General features: G+C 70.3%; 12 protein-coding genes. 4 read left to right on the forward strand and 8 right to left on the reverse strand.

What is annotated here, in order from left to right; genetic code table 11:
* Window positions 1-2 precede the first annotated feature (2 nt).
* From NI17_RS03565 to NI17_RS03575, 3 genes are all read right to left on the reverse strand, one after another.
* A complete protein-coding gene (locus NI17_RS03565) occupies window positions 3-944 on the reverse strand; it encodes a carbohydrate ABC transporter permease (protein ID WP_068689429.1) in 942 nt (313 codons plus the stop codon).
* 5 nt (window positions 945-949) lie between these two features.
* Window positions 950-2,332, reverse strand: coding sequence for an ABC transporter substrate-binding protein (locus NI17_RS03570; RefSeq protein WP_068689427.1), 1,383 nt, complete (start codon window positions 2,330-2,332; stop codon window positions 950-952).
* A 583-nt stretch (window positions 2,333-2,915) separates the two neighbouring features.
* On the reverse strand, window positions 2,916-3,920 hold the full coding sequence (locus tag NI17_RS03575) for a LacI family DNA-binding transcriptional regulator (protein ID WP_234401758.1): 1,005 nt from the start codon (window positions 3,918-3,920) through the stop codon (window positions 2,916-2,918).
* A 949-nt stretch (window positions 3,921-4,869) separates the two neighbouring features.
* Between NI17_RS03575 and NI17_RS03580 the strand changes: the two genes are divergently transcribed.
* The gene (locus NI17_RS03580) at window positions 4,870-6,285 is read left to right on the forward strand and encodes a uracil-xanthine permease family protein (protein WP_084012488.1); all 1,416 of its coding nucleotides are present in this window, start codon (window positions 4,870-4,872) and stop codon (window positions 6,283-6,285) included.
* A gap of 414 nt (window positions 6,286-6,699) precedes the next feature.
* Window positions 6,700-7,548 carry an inositol monophosphatase family protein gene (locus NI17_RS03585; RefSeq protein ID WP_068689423.1) on the forward strand — a complete coding sequence of 283 codons (849 nt, stop codon included), beginning with the start codon at window positions 6,700-6,702 and terminating at the stop codon, window positions 7,546-7,548.
* A 161-nt stretch (window positions 7,549-7,709) separates the two neighbouring features.
* Here the strand turns inward: NI17_RS03585 and NI17_RS03590 are convergent, their stop codons facing one another.
* Both NI17_RS03590 and NI17_RS03595 read right to left on the reverse strand, forming a co-directional pair.
* Entirely contained in the window at window positions 7,710-7,928 is a 219-nt protein-coding gene (locus NI17_RS03590) for a hypothetical protein (RefSeq protein ID WP_068689421.1), read from the reverse strand.
* Entirely contained in the window at window positions 7,925-8,284 is a 360-nt protein-coding gene (locus NI17_RS03595) for a multidrug effflux MFS transporter (protein ID WP_147416881.1), read from the reverse strand. The genes NI17_RS03590 and NI17_RS03595 overlap by 4 nt, the downstream gene beginning before the upstream one ends.
* 80 nt (window positions 8,285-8,364) lie before the next feature.
* On the opposite strand from NI17_RS03595, the gene NI17_RS03600 reads away from it, so the two are divergent.
* Entirely contained in the window at window positions 8,365-8,844 is a 480-nt protein-coding gene (locus NI17_RS03600; RefSeq protein WP_119267736.1) for a MarR family winged helix-turn-helix transcriptional regulator, read from the forward strand.
* A 181-nt stretch (window positions 8,845-9,025) separates the two neighbouring features.
* On the opposite strand, the gene NI17_RS03605 is transcribed toward NI17_RS03600, so the two are convergent.
* From NI17_RS03605 to NI17_RS03615, 3 genes are all read right to left on the reverse strand, one after another.
* On the reverse strand, window positions 9,026-9,598 hold the full coding sequence (locus NI17_RS03605; protein WP_068689419.1) for a DUF1097 family protein: 573 nt from the start codon (window positions 9,596-9,598) through the stop codon (window positions 9,026-9,028).
* Between the two features lie 172 nt (window positions 9,599-9,770).
* A complete protein-coding gene (locus NI17_RS03610) occupies window positions 9,771-10,913 on the reverse strand; it encodes an FAD-dependent monooxygenase (RefSeq protein ID WP_068689417.1) in 1,143 nt (380 codons plus the stop codon).
* 987 nt (window positions 10,914-11,900) lie between these two features.
* Window positions 11,901-12,908, reverse strand: coding sequence for a glycoside hydrolase family 11 protein (locus tag NI17_RS03615; RefSeq protein ID WP_068689416.1), 1,008 nt, complete (start codon window positions 12,906-12,908; stop codon window positions 11,901-11,903).
* A gap of 1,081 nt (window positions 12,909-13,989) precedes the next feature.
* Here NI17_RS03615 and NI17_RS03620 point away from each other — a divergent pair.
* On the forward strand, window positions 13,990-15,267 hold the full coding sequence (locus tag NI17_RS03620; protein ID WP_068689413.1) for a multidrug effflux MFS transporter: 1,278 nt from the start codon (window positions 13,990-13,992) through the stop codon (window positions 15,265-15,267).
* The last annotated feature ends 54 nt before the right edge of the window (window positions 15,268-15,321 follow it).

The raw sequence follows: 15,321 nt of genomic DNA on the forward strand, positions 1-15,321 counted from the left end.
GCTCAGGCCCTCTCTTCCTCGCGGAACAGGCTGGAGACCACACGCAGGGCGAAGTTGGCGATGACGATGGTCGCGATGACCACGATGACGCCCGCCGCAGCGGCCTCACCGACCTCGAACGCACGGAAGGTCCGCTGGTAGATGAAGTAGGGCAGGTTGGTCGTCGCCTGGCCGGGCCCTCCCTGGGTGATCAGGAAGATCGGGTCGAACGTCTGCACGATGAAGATCGACCCCAGCAGGATGGCGAGTTCGATGAACTGACGTAGTTGCGGGAACGTGACGAACCAGAACGTCTTGAACGGACCCGCTCCGTCCATCTTGGCCGCCTCGAGGAGCTCGGGAGACTGGCTCTGCAGCCCGGCGAGCACGATCAGCATCATGAACGGGGTCCACTGCCACGTCAGCATCAGCACGATCGACGTCATCGGGTACTGGCTGGCCCAGTCGACCCGTTCCACGCCGAACGGTGACAGCGCCCAGTTCAGGATGCCGAACAGCGGGTTGAACATCGCGTGCTTCCACAGCAGCGCGGCCGCCGCGGGCATGACCAGGAACGGCGTGATCAGCAGCGTCCGGACGACGCTGCGGCCGAGGAACTTCTGGTCGAGCAGCACGGCGAGCGCGATGCCGAGCACGATGGACAGCAGCACCGTGCTCGCCGTCAGCACCACGGTGTTGAGCACCGCGCCCCGGAACTGCTCGTCGCCGAACACCCGGCCGTAGTTGGCGAAACCGGCGAATCCACTCTCCTCCGGCCGCAGCAGGTTGCGCGACTGGAAGCTGTAGTAGACGGTCACCAGCATCGGGATCTGGGTCAGCACCACGGTGAGCACCAGTGCCGGCAGCAGCGGGCCCCGGAGCTTCCACCGTTCGAGCTGAGTGAGTTTCTGGGGGGCCCGGCCGCCGCGCGGCTGCGCCGCGGCCGGAGAGGTTGATACGGTCATCGGTCTCACTGGTCCCGGTAGCCGCCGCTCTCGGCGATCTCTTCGGTGTACTGCTGCGCCTTCTCCATGGCCTCCTCGACCGACTGGTTGCCGGCGATCGCCGCGGAGACCTCCTGCGACACCCGCGTCCCGAGGTCCTGGAACTCGGGGATCGTGATGTACTGCACCCCGACCCAGGGCTGTTCGTGAAGTCCCGGCCGACGGACGTCGACGTTCTCGATCGCGTCGAGCGTGGGCCCGGCGAACGCGCTGGCGGCCTCCTGGTACTCGGCGATCTCGTAGGTCGACATGCGGCTGCCGGGCGGCACACGGGTCCAGCCGAGCTCCTCACCGACCAACCGGATGTACTCCTTGGACGTCGCCCACGACATGAACTCCCAGGCGGCGTCCTTGTTCTGCGAGGTCTCCGGGATGGCCAGGGACCAGGCCCACAGCCAGCCGGAGTGCTCGGTCTCGACCACGGGGGCGGGCACGTAGCCCATCAGGCCGGCGGCGTCGCTGGAGTCCGGGTCCTCCAGGATGCTGGCGGCGACGGTCGCGTCGTACCACATGGCGGCGTTGCCCTGGCTGGTCGCGGTGAGGCACTCGGAGAAGCCGGCGTTGGCGGCGCCCGTCTCGCCGTGGTCGCGGACCAGGTCGACGTAGAACTGGACGGCCTCCATCGTCTCGGGCGAGGTCATCTGGGCGTTCCAGTTCTCGTCGTACCAGCGCCCGCCGAAGGTGTTGACCACGGTGTTCAGCGGTGCGAGCACCTCGCCCCATCCGGCCAGCCCGCGCAGGCAGATGCCGGCGACGTCGTTGTCCGGGTCGTGCAGTTTCTCGGCGAGCTCGGCGACCTCCTGCCAGGTCGGCCGTTCCGGCATGGTGACCCCGGCCTCCTCGAACAGGTCCGTGCGGTACATCAGGAACGACGACTCGGCGTAGAACGGCACCGCGTACAGGTTGTCCTCGTAGGTCAGTGCCTCCCGCACCGGCGGCATCAGGTCGTCGACGTCGTAGTCGGGATCGCTCGCGTAGTCGTCGAGTGAGGTCAGCCAGCCGTTCTCGGCCCAGATGGGCGTCTCGTAGGTGCCGATGGTGACGATGTCGTACTGGCCCGAGCCGGTGGCGATGTCCTGGGTGACCCGGTCGCGCAGCTCGTTCTCCGGCAGGATCACGAACTCGACGTTGATGTCGGGGTGTTCCTCCTCGAACACCGACGTCAACTGTTCGATGTCCTCCATCTGCGGGTTGGCCACCGTGGCGATGGTGACCGTGTCACCGTCGGCTCCGCCGCCGCCGGCACCGGAACAGGCGCTGGCGAGCATCACCGTCACCACCGAGGCGGCGACCACGGCGCGTGTTCTGTGCGGGGTTCTCGTCAGGTGCGGTTTGTGCGGGATTCTCATCAAGACCTCCTGGTCTTCGGCACGCCCGTCAGGGACGCGCAGACTCTGGAAGGGCGGATATGCGGTTGCGGATGCGGGTACTCACCGACCGGGTGAGCGGTAGGACGTGAAGGGCGCTGTTTCGGCATCTGGGTGGGAGAATGGACGGGGAATGCCCCGGAATGTCACCTCACTTTCGGAGCGGGTATCGGCCTTGGCCGGCGAGCGGCCGTGCGGGCCGCTGGCCAAGGAGTTTCCGGCCCGGTCGGACGGGAATGGTCGGCGACAGGTCGGCCGGGGCCGGCCGGGCCGTCCGGGAGAGGGCGGCCACCGGGGACCGGGTATCGGCGCAGGGCGGGATTCCGGCCGTTTCGGGTTTCCGTTTCTGCGGCACCGAAAGCGGCAGCGGGATTCCGGCACCGCCCGCGGGGAGGGGCACGGCCCGCGGGCGCGGCGGTGCGGATCGCGGCGTCGCCGGAGCGGGGGACGTGGCGGCGGGTGGGGTTCGAGGCACCGGGTTCCGGCGGGACGCGCCGGCCGGTGACGTGCCGGTCAAGGCGGGCGGCACCGTGGGCTGCGTGCGGGGGACCGGGATGCTCATGTCTCACCGCCCCTCGCGACCGCTGGGGGCGGGGATCTCCCCCGATCCCCTGGCGATGAGGCGAACCGGCACCGTGACCCGCCGATACGGCGCCGTGGGGTGTTTCAGGCGTTCGAAGAGCAGGCGGGCTCCTTCGGTGCCGAGGGCCGCGACGTCCTGGGCCACCACGGTGAGCGCCGGCTGCAGCAGGTCGGCCAGCTCCAGGTCGTCGAAGCCGATGATGGCGACGTGTTCCCGGACCCCGCACTGCTGCATCGCGTGCAGGGCGCCCATGGTGATGATGTTGTTGCCGCAGACGAGGGCGGTGGGAGCGGGCCGCTGCCCAAGAAGGTCAAGCGTCGCCTGGTACGCCTTCGCGCCGTCGCGCAGGCCGGTGCGGATGTGGCGCTGGTCGGCGCCGCCCGCGCACTCCGCCATCGCGGAGCGGAAGCCGGAGAGCCGCTGCGCGGCGGTGTAGACCGACTGTCGGTCGCCGAGGTAGGCGATTCGGGAGTGGCCGTGCCTGACGAGGTGGCGTACCGCCTCGGCGACGCCGCTGGCGTTCTCCGACACCACCGTGTCCGCCTTGATCCGCCTGCCGGGTCGGTCGACGAAGACGACCGGCGCGCCGTGCGTGTGTTCGACCCTGAGGTAGCTCTGGTCGGTGCCGGACGGCACGATGATGAGACCGTCGACCCGTCGGGAGCAGAACTCGCCGACGATCTCGTGCTCCCGTTCGGCCACGCCCTCGCTGGAACCGACGAGCACCAGGTGCGACTGCTGGAAGGCGACGTCCTGGACGACGCGGGTGAGCCGCGCGGCGAACGGGTTGGCCAGATCCTCGACGACAAGCCCGATCGAGGCGGTGCGCTGGTCACGGCGCCGGATGCTGCTCGCGATCGTGTTGCGGCGGTAGTTGAGTTCTCCGACGGCGGCGAGTACCCGTTCCCGCGTCTGCGGGCGAACGTTCGGTTCGTCGTTGAGTACGCGGGAGACCGTTTTGATCCCGACGCCCGCGCGGACGGCCACGTCTTTGATTGTCGGTGCTCGCAGAAAGGTTTTGTCCGATTTGTTCTGCATGGCCGACATGTACCTCTCTGGGGGGTTGAGATGGGCCGCCGAAATGACTACGTTGTCGACAACGTTGTCGACAGCGAATGGAGTATGACATTCCGCACAGTCCGCGTCAATCCCCGATTCGGACCCGACGGAACGGCGGCGGCGACCATTGTTGACGCGCCTCTGTTGAGCCTGGTGAAAGAGCCGGACAATGGTCTCCGCCGTGCGACCGGGCGATATCCCGGCCGATGTCGCCGCCGACATGGCCGCATTCCGGTCGAAGCGCGGTGGAGATCACCCGGGCACGACACGGCGGCGGACCGGCGCTCGTGGTAGCGCTGGTCGCTCCGGTGGTGGCGGCGGGTGGGAAGCGGTCCGGTCATCCCCGGCCGCGCGGAACCCGCGGAACGGATCTGTGCGTATCCACGGCCCCGGGCACGCAGGAGGACGCCTCCATCGCCGATCCGGGGCACCTCTCGGTGGCCGGTCCCGCCGCTGCGGCGTCCCCGGACGGACACGGCCACGGGACTGCGTCGGCCGCCTCGCGGCCCTGCCGGCTCACCGGCGAGTCGCCCCCCGGGGCGGCGGCGGTCTCCGGTGCGACGCGGCCGGCGCCCCCGCACCGGAGAGGACGCGGCACACCGTCACTCGCCGAAACCGTCCGGTTGTCCAGGGTTCGGTGATGCTGTCGAAACCCGATCGCGATCCCGTCGACATGGTGCCGTGCCGAACTGTGGGAGGTGGGTTTTCCGGCGCGGGGCTCACCCGCGGCGCCGCAGGAGGGGCGTCGCGAACGGGACGCTCCCGCCAACCGGACACCGACCGCCGACGACCAACTCCCGGGATCGCCCCGAGAAGGAGCGGGCCGGATACGGCGGGGGATCCCGGCCGCGCCACGGACGTCCTGTATGGAGGCGGTATGAAGCTCGGCCTGGGATGGAAGCTCTACGGGGACGGCAGCGCCCCACCTCCGGGAGAGGTCGTCCGACCGGACGAGCGGCTCTCGTGGGGCCGGACCGCCGGACTCGGCGCCCAGCACGTCATCGCCATGTTCGGGGCCACCTTCGTCTTCCCCGTCGTCATGGGTCTGGACCCCAACCTGGCCATCATGATGTCGGGCGTCTGCACCATCCTGTTCCTGCTGATCGTCAACGGGAAGATCCCCAGCTACCTCGGCAGCAGCGCCTCCTTCGTGGGGGCGGCCGTCATCATCTCCCCCGGCGGCTCCGACCCGGCGGCCCTCACCGGGGCGATCCTGGTCGCCGGTGTGGTGCTCGCCCTGTCCGGCCTGGCCATCCACCTGCTCGGCCCGAACGTCATCGTCCGGGCCTTCCCACCGGCGGTGACCGGCGCGGTCGTCATGCTCATCGGGTTCAACCTGGCCCCCGTGGTCTCCGACGCCTACTGGCCCCACGACCAGTGGATCGCGGTGCTCACCATGGCCTTCGTGATCCTGGCGACGGTGCTGCTGCGCGGGTTCCTCGCCCGCATCACCATCCTGCTCGGCCTGGTGTTCGGCTTCGTCCTGTCGTGGGTCTTCGACCTGCTCTTCGGCACGACCCCCACCCCGCTGGGGGACGGCACGGTCGAGGACGCGTTCCGGGTCGACCTGTCCGCCGTGGCCGAGGCCCCCTGGATCGGCCTTCCCGACTTCCACGCCCCCGAGTTCCACCTCTCGGCCATCCTGGTGGCACTGCCCGCCGTCATCGCCCTCATCGCCGAGAACGCCGGCCACGTCAAGGCCGTGCAGGAGATGACCCGCGACGACCTCGACCCCTACATGGGGCGGGCGATCCTCGCCGACGGTGTGGCCACGGTGCTGGCCAGTTCGGTCGGCGGTGCGCCCACGACCACCTACGCCGAGAACATCGGCGTCATGGCCGTCACCCGCGTCTACTCCACCGCCGCCTACTACGTGGCCGCGGTCGTGGCCATCCTGTTCGGCCTGTGCCCCAAGTTCGGCGCGCTGGTCGCCGCCACCCCCGAGGGCGTGATCGGCGGCATCACCGTCATCCTGTACGGCATGATCGGCCTGCTGGGCGCGAAGATCTGGGTGGAGAACCGGGTCGACTTCGGCAACCCCCTGGTGCTGGTGCCGATCGCGGCCGGACTGATCGCCGGCATCGGCAACGTCTCGGTCGCCTTCACCGAGAGCTTCCAGATCAGCGGGATCGCCCTGGGCACCCTCATCATCCTGGTCGGCTTCCACGTACTCAACACGCTGGCCCCCGAGTCGATGAGACCGGTGCCGCCCACCCGGGACACCTCCGCCTCGGCCACCGGCGCCGCGGAGGAGGGCAGAGAGGAGGGAAGGGAGGGCGCCGCGCGGAGCTGACCGCCTCCGGTGCGGGCCGGGTGTCCCGGTCCGCACCGCGAAAGACCCTGCCCGCCGCCCCGGTGGCGCGTCGTTCACGGGGTGAGCGGGACCTCTCCGGAGAGCGGCGGGCCGAGCGGGTGCGCCAGATCACGCCGCCCGGACCGGAGCGGGCCGCAAGAGGGCGCGGAGCGCCCGGCTGTCCCGCCCCGCGGTTCCGCTCCGTCCGGCACCGTCCCCGACGTGCCGCTCCGCTCCGTTCGGCCGCCCGCTTCCGTGCGGCCCGGCGCGGTTGCGTAGAGTCCTGGGCGGACAACGGGAGCGGCGGCAGCGGACCGCGGCGGTGTCGAGGCGACCACCGGGTCCGTCGGTGCCGCCCGCCCTCTCCCGACTCCCCGACTCCGTGCTCCCCCACCACCGTGATCGGAGACCCCCATGCCCCTGCCCGACGCCAAGGCCCTGCTGCCGGTCGCCCAGGACGCCGTCGGCAAGGCCGTCGAGTACGTGCTGGCCCATCCCGTCACCGGAGTCCGCGACAAGGGCGACCGCGAGATCGTCACCGACACCGACGAGGCCGTCGAGCGCATCGTCCGCGACATCCTCGTCCGCGAGACCCCCGACCTCGGGTTCCTCGGTGAGGAGACCGGGGCCACCGGCGACCGGGAGACCTACTGGGTGCTCGACCCCGTCGACGGCACCACCAACTTCTCCCACGGCCTGCCCCTGAACGCGGTCTCGCTGGGGCTGGTCCACGGCGACCGCCCGGTCCTCGGGGTGATCGCGCTGCCCTTCCTGGGCACCCGCTACTGGGCCGCCCACGGCAACGGCGCCTTCCGCGACGACGTCCGGCTGCACGTGTCCGACACCACCGACCTGTCCCGGGCGCTGGTCGCGCTCAGCAACTACGGGGGCGGACCGGACGCTCCCGTCCGCGACCTGCTCTCCGCCGCCCTGGACCGCGAGCTGTCCCGCCGCACCCAGGGGCTGCGCCGCCTGGGCGCCACGGCCGTGGACCTGGTCTTCGTCGCCGAGGGCGCGCTTGATGCCAGCATCACCCTGGGCAACCGCGCCTGGGACACCGCCGCCGGAGCCGTCATCGCCCGTGAGGCCGGGGCCGCCGTCGTCGACAGCGACGGCAGCCCGCACACCACGGACTCCCGGTGCGCGATCGCCGTCACCCCCGGCCTGTGCGACGCCGTGCTGTCCCTGCTCGACATCACCCGGGAGACCCCGTACCGGCCCGGATGGGGGGCGATCCCCGCTGCTGAGCGCCGGTCGGTGTGAGGGTGGCCGTCCGCGGCCGGGCGGCCGGACCGCTGCCGGGGGGTGACCGCCGGTCTCAGGCCGCGGCGTCGGGACCCCGGTCGCGGACGGTCTCCCCCGCCGGACCGGCCTGTGGCGGATGAGGAGAGCGAAGGCGAGTACGGCGAGGACGACCGAGGCGGTCATGGCCAGACCCATCGGCACGGCGGTGTCCTCTCCCCGAGTCCGACCAGCGGCGAGACCGCGGCGGCGAGGGTGAACTGCGCAAAGCCGAGGAACGCCGAACCGGTGCCGGCGTGCCTGCCGGTCTCCTCCAGCGCGGTGGTGTTGGAGAAGACGAGACCCAGCGAGCCCTGGAAGAGCGTGAACAGGACGAGCGCGGGGAGGGTGGGGCCCGTCATGTTCCGCATGACGAAGGGGGATGCGGAGATGCGGGCGAACAGCGCGGCGAACGCGAAGCAGAAGGCGAGCAGGGAGCCGACGTAGCGCGGTTGGCCAGGGTCCCGGTGGCCCCGCCGAGGGCCGCCCCGGACGTGCGCGGATTCCGGAGGCGACTCTTGGCGCGGCCCACCACGCCGACGACCGTGAGCAGCGTCAGTGCCGCCTGGCCCCAGAACACCGCGCGCCGTCCGGCGCCCGCGATGCTCGCGCCGCCCGACAGGGGAGCGGCCACCGGGGCGGTGACGCTGGTGATCATCAGCACGCCCTGGAGTCTCGCGGCGGCGGGGCCGCCGGAGACGTCGGGGAAATCGGACATCGGGAGTTCTTCCTCGAGAGGCGAAGTCGAAATTTAGTTATGAATAGATATATATCCTTCCATAAGATATGATGCTTCGCATGGACGCGGATCGTGGTACGGCGCCGGGAGAGCGCGAGCTGGCGGGTGTGCTGCGTGCTCTGGCCTGGACCATCCACCGGCTGGTGCCCGAGAGGGCGGGTGTCGAGCCGATGCCCGTCTCCGAGCTCGCGGTGCTCAAGCAGATCCTGGAGTCGCCGGGCGTCACGGTCACCGAACTGGCCCGGCACCTGGGAATGCGGCAGAGCAACACCAGCGCGGCAGTGCGCGGCCTGGTCGAACGCGACCTCGTCAGGCGGGAGGGCACCCCGGTCGACCGGCGGGTGACCAGACTGGTCCCCACCGAGAAACTGCTCGCGGAGAGGGAGCGCATCGACACCGTGTGGTCCGGAACCATCCGGAGCGCGATGGCCCGGCTCGGTCCCGAACAGGCCGCGGCCCTGGAGGCCGCGTCCGACGCGCTCCAGGCCCTCGACCAGGCCCTGCGCGCCGAACGCCCCGAGCCGGGGGCGCACCGGTGACGGACCGGAGTCGTCCGCTCGCCCGTGCGGTCCCGATCCGGCGCGTGTCGGGGCCGCCCGCCGGACAACACAACGTGCGGGCCGCGGCGCTCCTGTGAGGGGAGCGCCGCGGCCCGCACGTTGTGTCGCATTCGGTCCGGGGCGACAGAGGGGTCTCGCGGAGCGTCGAGCGGACGCGGACTCACACCGCCGGGGCCTCCTCCGCAGAGCCTCCTTCCAGCTTCGTCCTCCAGTCCTCGCCGAGCACCCGCGAGCACAGGAAGCCGCCGACCATGGCGAGGGCCACGGCGATCACGGTCCCGTAGAGGAAGAACGCCGTGATGTGCAGCGGGGTGAGCGCGGGGGCCTCGGCGGGGGTGAGGTCGAGGACGAAGGACGTCAGCGCCATGCCCGTGAACATCGCGGGCACGTTGCCGAGGAAGGTGCTCTTCAGCAGGGTGTCGTGCACGGTCAGCATCGTGAAGATGACGAGGACCGCGGCCAGGGCGCCGCCCGCCGCCGGGCCGAGGAGTCCCGCCAGGGCGCCCGTCGCGACACCGAGGAGGACCGCCCACAACTGCCCCGCCGCGAAGGAGAGCAGCATGGACGGAAGCGCGCGGAGGTCCGCTCCGAGGAGGAAGAACAGCGGCAGCGCCATGAACAGCAGCCAGACGTAGCTGGTGTAGCCCAGGATGAAGGCGGGCTGTATGAGCAGCGGGATGATGACGGCGGCCACGGCGGCCTGGATCAGACCGGCCTTGACGCGTAGCTGCATGAATGACTCCTGGTCGAGAGTGGGGAGTGGGGACACGCGGGCCGCCGGTCGCCCAGACGCCGACCGGCGGCCCGAGGCGGGGAGAGCGTGAAGGAGAAAGAGAAGGACCGAAGGAGGAGCGGTCACGGCACGCGCAGGCCGCGCGGCCGGGACCGGTCGGCCCCGGCGGGGGCTAGAGCGGCTGGACCATCGTCTCCAGGACGTGCTGGGTCAAAGCCACGTGGTCCAGTTCGATGGAGGTGGGGTCCATCTCCCAGGTGCCGATCTTCACCGACGACTCCACGATGAGCTTGCAGCGGTCGTAGCGGCGGTCGGTGTAGCGCGCGAACGCCTCGTCGAGGTCGACGCCGGAGGCCAGGCAGTCCGCGAGCACGACGCCGTCCTCGATCGCCTGCGCGGCGCCCTGGCCGAGGTGCGGGGTCACGGCGTGGACGGCGTCTCCGACCAGCACGATCCGACCCTTGTGCCACGGCGCGGGCACGATCATCCAGTCCTCCGGACGCAGCACGATCTCGGAGGGGTCGTTGATGTACCTGTCGCGGACCCGTCCGGTCAGCCCGCCGAACGGGGCCAGGTGCTCACGCAGGATCCTGTCCAACTGGTCCGCGGGGTAGGTGTCGGGCTCGGGCCGGTCCATCGTGGTGTTGTAGAAGAGGTAGGCCAGGTCGGGGCCGATCGGCACGAAGCCGGCCATGCCCTCGGGGCCCTCCTGCAGGATGATCCGGTCGATCTCCGGCTCGCGCGGGATGTTGACCCGGAACGCGGACTGACCCATGTAGGTCGGCTGGACCTCCTCGCCCAGGACGTACGGGCGGACCTTGGAGTTGACGCCGTCGGCGCCGACGACGATGTCCACGGCGTTGCCGGTGCCGTCGCTGTAGGCCACCTCGACGCCGTCGGGCCCGTCGGTGAGCTCGGTGAAGGTCTTGCTGTACTCGATGGTGACCCCGACCTCACGGGCCCTGGTGGTCAGGATCTCGTGCAGTTTCGGCCGGGTGAGACCGTTCAGGGGCGGCAGGTGGGAGCCGGAGATCGTGGCGCCCGGTACGTCGCAGACGAAGTCGCCGTCCACGTCGTACTTCCTGCCCCAGGCGGTGGCCGGGTAGCCGGCGTCCATGCACGCCTGGGCGCAGCCGATCATCTCCAGCGCGCGCAGCGCGTTGATCGGCTGGATGATCCCCACACCGTAGACCGACGAGTGGAGGCTCTCCTGGAGCTCCACGACGTTGACGTCGTATCCGGCGTTGCGGAGCGCGATGGCGGTGGAGAGTCCACCGATCCCGCCACCGACGACGAGAACACTGCCTCGACTCAATTCGACCCCTCAGTTCGTCTGCTCGGCCCCGCTGCGGGAATGCACGAGGCCGGTGTGCCACACGAATGTAGGAGCCGACCCAGGCGGTGTGAAGTCAGTCACAGTGCAACGTTAACTTGCGTTCAATGCGCTTGCGTAAAACCGAAAAATGCTCTCTCGCGCCCCTCGGAGACGGCTTTGACCTGCGGTAATTCCGAGGCGAAGGGGCGAGAGCCAGCCGGATCGGGAAGGGCGCCGAGGCGGTTTCCGTGAATGGGGGGGAGAAAATGCTTCGGGTGGGACGGATGGAATGACTACCGGGAGATGTTCTCCGCTCACACGGAGGTGATCGCGTGGGCGTCCAACAGTTCGCGGTGTCCTCACCGCGTGGAGCGCTGTGTTTCCCGCGCGCCGGGAGGGTCTCCACCGTCTGTCACGGCCAGCCGACCGTGTGCTCCCACGGGGCTCCGCCGCCCAACCGCGAAGAGGCCCGGTGAGGCTGTCAGTTCCCGAGGACGCCCCTCAGGGGAGTCCGGCCCGCCCTGGGGTTCGTGTGCCGCCGGACGGGCACGCCGCCCGGACCCCCCGAAGGGGGCAGAACCCAGTACCGGGAAGTCGGGCGGGGCATTCCACCCCGGCGTCCGAGGCGGCCCGCCACGGGGCGGCGCTGGAGTGGGGAGGTGCCCCGGCGCCGACCCGCCCGCGCCGTCACAGAGGGATCAGGGAAGAGAGCACCGGCCACCGCACCCCGAGACACCCCCTGGTGCGGGCCTGCCCGAAAACGCGGGAGGGTGGTGGAGGGCGGAGTACGTGACCTGGTGGCCCGCGAGAGCGGCTGCTGCTCGTTCCTCACCGTCACCACAGCCGGTTCGGTTGGCGGGCCAGGCCGTCGACCTCCTGGCCGCGGCCTGGCCCGCTCGACCCGCGCGGTGGTCACCGGTCGGCAGCGGTGTGGCGCGGCGGTCATGGCCGCCGCGCCACAGGTGTGGTGTTTCGGGTGTCCGAGGGTCAGTTCGCGCTGCAGGAGACCGTCGGCCAGGTCCAGTTGCCGTTGTGCTGGATCGTCACACCCCAGTTGTTGCCGTTGCCGTTGGGCCTGGCGGTCAGCGTCTGGGCGTTGGGGTAGCTGGCGCTGATGTTCCACGTGGCGATGATCTTCGCCGGGGACGGCACGTTCATCGTCACGGTCCAGTTGCTGGAGCCGCTGACCGAGACGCCGAGGTTGTACCGGTCACTCCACTGCTGCCCCGCGGACAGGGTCGCGGTGCAGCCACCGCCACCGGGGTTGCCGCCGGGGTTTCCGCCAGGATTGCCGCCGCCGGAGCCGCCCACCGTTATGTTGGAGCTCCCGCTGCTCTGGTATCCCTCCGTCGCCATGATCATGTAGTCATGGCTGCCCAGGTTCATTCCGTGGCGGGCCCATGCGTCGAAGTGGTTTCCAGCGGTTATGGTTCCGCCCGTTCTCCTCGACTGCCGGACGCTCCAGTACTGCTTGAAGGTTGCGGTGCCCTCGATGGAGGGGGCGTTGGTGCGCGTCGTCTCGTAGATGTCGTACGTGCCGCCGTCGCTGGTGACCGTGCCCTTGTACGTTCCCGTGGGCCGGTAGGTGCCCCAGTTGTCGACGATGTAGTACTCCACGAGCGGGTTTCTCGTCCACCCGTAGAGAGTCAGGTACGCGTTACCGGACGGGTTGAAGCTACCGGAGTAGGTCACGGTCCTGCGTCCGCCGGTGCTCCAGCCCTTACCGACAACGAAGTTCCCGGTGTTGCTCCACGAGGTGCTGTAGTTGCCACCGGGGCCCAGCTCCATGGAGACCGTTCCGGGGCTGTCGGTCCAGAACGAGTAGAAATAGCCGTCATGGGTGCCCGTCTGGTTGGAGGTCACGGCCGCGTTGGCGACGCCGGGCAGCATCGTCGTGGCCGTGACCAGCGCCACCAGGGCGGTGCAGACACGGCCGACGAACAGTCTGATGCGGCCGTGTCTGCGGCTCTTTGGGTGGGCGGGGGCGTCGTTCATGTGTGTGCTTCCTCCTTTGAGGGGCTGTCGGGAGGGCCGGGCGGCGTGATGCGCCCGGGGGGCTGTCGTCGGCCGGGGTGACGGCCGCCGTGTGTCGGCGTCGCACAACGCGGCGGGGGTGGCCGGTTGTCGGGCGGTCGACAAGCGGAAGGCCAGGTCACGGTGGGTGACCTGTGTCGACGGTGGCTGGAACCCGTCGATACCGAAAGTATTTGCCCGACTCCATCGAGTGTCAATAGCTTCCGGAAGATTCCGGAAATCTTCTTGTTCAAGGGGTTCCTGCGGAGACATCGGGCCTGGTCGCTGGCCCTGCAGGGGGAATCGGAGCGGGGTGGCCAGTGTAAATTTCAGAAATCTTCCGGATCATGCTGCCGGGATGCGACGGGGGAGAGCGTGATCGCGACGGGCCCGCCGTGGCGGATCCGGCGAGCTGTTTCGCACCGGGTGTGGTGGACACTCCTGGTGTGGCTCCGGTTCCCGGGGGTCCTGGAACCAATGCCGGGAGGTTGGGAGAGGCGGCGGGGCACTTCCGGGGAGGTGTGGTGCTGGTCGGCTCTCAGGGGGCGGGGGGCTGTGGTGCGGGTCCGCCGGTGAGGTGCGGGGAGGTGGGGGCGCGGGCGGGCCGGCGCCGGGGAGCCTCCCCACTCCTGCGCCAACCCGTGGTCGCCCGCCCCGGGGCCCGGGGCGGAACACCTCGCCCGCCCAACCCCCGGTGATGGTCGTGTGGCCCCGGCCTGGTGGGTGGTTTTCGGGTGGCCTCCACCTCGGGAAGTCCTGGGATCCCAGCTCCGAGGGGAGCGTCCAGGCCACCTGGAAACCACCCCCTGGGTTGAGGGGGGCGGGAACCCTTGCTCCCGGGGCCGGGGCGCGTGGTGTTCCCGGAGGGTTGTGGGGCCCGCGCAGGGCGGGACCGTCGTGCCGTCCTCTTCCGGGCGTGGGCGCGGTGCCGTGGCAGGATGGCGGAGATCACGTCATCCGACAATATTTTGCGGATTTTTTACGGCGTGGAGCGTGTTGACATCGTCTGGTGTCATCGTCGGGCCTGTGACGGGGCCGTCCCATGTCTTGAGTGAGGAGCGCAGTGGCACGCAGCGAGGTCACCTCCCCCACGGCGGCCGGACCGGACGCGGCCGCCTCCGGTCCGGTTCCACCGGAGTCGCGGCGCTCCACCGCGCTGCTGGCGGTGGTGCTGGGTGTGCTGGCGGCCGCGGGACCGCTCTCCACCGACCTGTACCTCCCGGCGTTCCCGATGATCGCCGAGGACCTCGGCACCACCGAGGCCCGCGTCCAGTTGACGCTGACCGCGTCCATGGTGGGCCTGGCCCTGGGGCAGTTGGCCGCCGGGCCGATGAGTGACGCGTGGGGGCGACGCGGACCGCTGCTGGTGGGGACCGCGCTGTTCATGGTCACGTCACTGCTGTGCATGCTCGTGTCGTCGGTGGAGGTGTTCGTCGCGATCCGGTTCGTGCAGGGGGTCGCGGGAGCCGCGGGCGCGGTGATCTCGCACGCGGTGGTGCGCGACCTGTACGAGGGGGACGCGGCGGCGCGGTTCTTCTCCCGGCTGATGCTGGTGTCGGGGATGGCGCCGATCGTGGGGCCGGTCCTGGGCGGCCAGTTGCTGCTCGTGGGACCGTGGCCGCTGAGCTTCGCCGCGCTGGCCGCGGTCAACGGCCTGGGATTCCTGGCGGTGCTGTTCCTGCTGCCCGAGACCCTGCCCAGGAGCGAGCGCCGGTCGGCACGGCCCGGAGCGCTGCTGGCCACGGTGGGACACCTGCTGCGCGACCTGCGGTTCGTCGGTCCCGCGCTGGCGCTGGGCCTCAACTTCGGGATGATCTTCGTCTACATCTCCTCCTTCTCCTTCGTGTCGCAGAACGACCTGGGCGCCTCGCCGCAGACGTTCAGCCTGCTGTTCGCGGTCAACGCGGTGGCGATGCTGGCGGGTACACAACTGAACGGCCTGCTGATCGGACGGATCGACACGTCGCGGCGCCTGGTGGTCGGTCTCGCGCTGAGCCTGGGGAGCGTGGCGGCGCTGGCCGTCATGGAGTTGACCGGTACGGCCGTGCTGGTCACGACGGCGGTGGCGCTGGCGGTGATGATGTTCGGCACCGGCATGGTCTTTCCCAACGCGACGACGCTGGCGCTGTCGTCGCAGACCCCGTCCGTGGCGGGGACCGCGTCGGCCCTCATGGGGTCGTCGCGGTTCGCCTTCGGCGGGCTCCTGGCCGCGGTGGCCGGAATGGTCGCCGGAGGCGAGGCGACGCTGGCGAGCATGGTCGCGGTGATGGCGGCCACGGGCGCGACGGCGCTGGTGGCGTTCGCGGTGACCGGCTGGCTGGGGCGGCGCGCGGCCGTCTGAAACCGGACCGCCTCCGACCAGGGACACAGGGGATAGACTCTTCGCCCCTCTTGT

It is taken from the genome of Thermobifida halotolerans, assembly GCF_003574835.2.
In the GTDB taxonomy this organism is placed as follows: Bacteria; Actinomycetota; Actinomycetes; order Streptosporangiales; family Streptosporangiaceae; genus Thermobifida; species Thermobifida halotolerans.

Excerpts from the sequence above, each read along its gene's own strand:
- NI17_RS03565 (WP_068689429.1), bottom strand. The coding sequence starts at position 944 with ATGACCGTATCAACCTCTCCGGCCGCGGCGCAGCCGCGCGGCGGCCGG.
- NI17_RS03570 (WP_068689427.1), bottom strand. The coding sequence starts at position 2,332 with ATGAGAATCCCGCACAAACCGCACCTGACGAGAACCCCGCACAGAACA.
- NI17_RS03580 (WP_084012488.1), top strand. The coding sequence starts at position 4,870 with ATGAAGCTCGGCCTGGGATGGAAGCTCTACGGGGACGGCAGCGCCCCA.
- NI17_RS03585 (WP_068689423.1), top strand. The coding sequence starts at position 6,700 with ATGCCCCTGCCCGACGCCAAGGCCCTGCTGCCGGTCGCCCAGGACGCC.
- NI17_RS03590 (WP_068689421.1), bottom strand. The coding sequence starts at position 7,928 with ATGACGGGCCCCACCCTCCCCGCGCTCGTCCTGTTCACGCTCTTCCAG.
- NI17_RS03595 (WP_147416881.1), bottom strand. The coding sequence starts at position 8,284 with ATGTCCGATTTCCCCGACGTCTCCGGCGGCCCCGCCGCCGCGAGACTC.
- NI17_RS03600 (WP_119267736.1), top strand. The coding sequence starts at position 8,365 with ATGGACGCGGATCGTGGTACGGCGCCGGGAGAGCGCGAGCTGGCGGGT.
- NI17_RS03605 (WP_068689419.1), bottom strand. The coding sequence starts at position 9,598 with ATGCAGCTACGCGTCAAGGCCGGTCTGATCCAGGCCGCCGTGGCCGCC.
- NI17_RS03615 (WP_068689416.1), bottom strand. The coding sequence starts at position 12,908 with ATGAACGACGCCCCCGCCCACCCAAAGAGCCGCAGACACGGCCGCATC.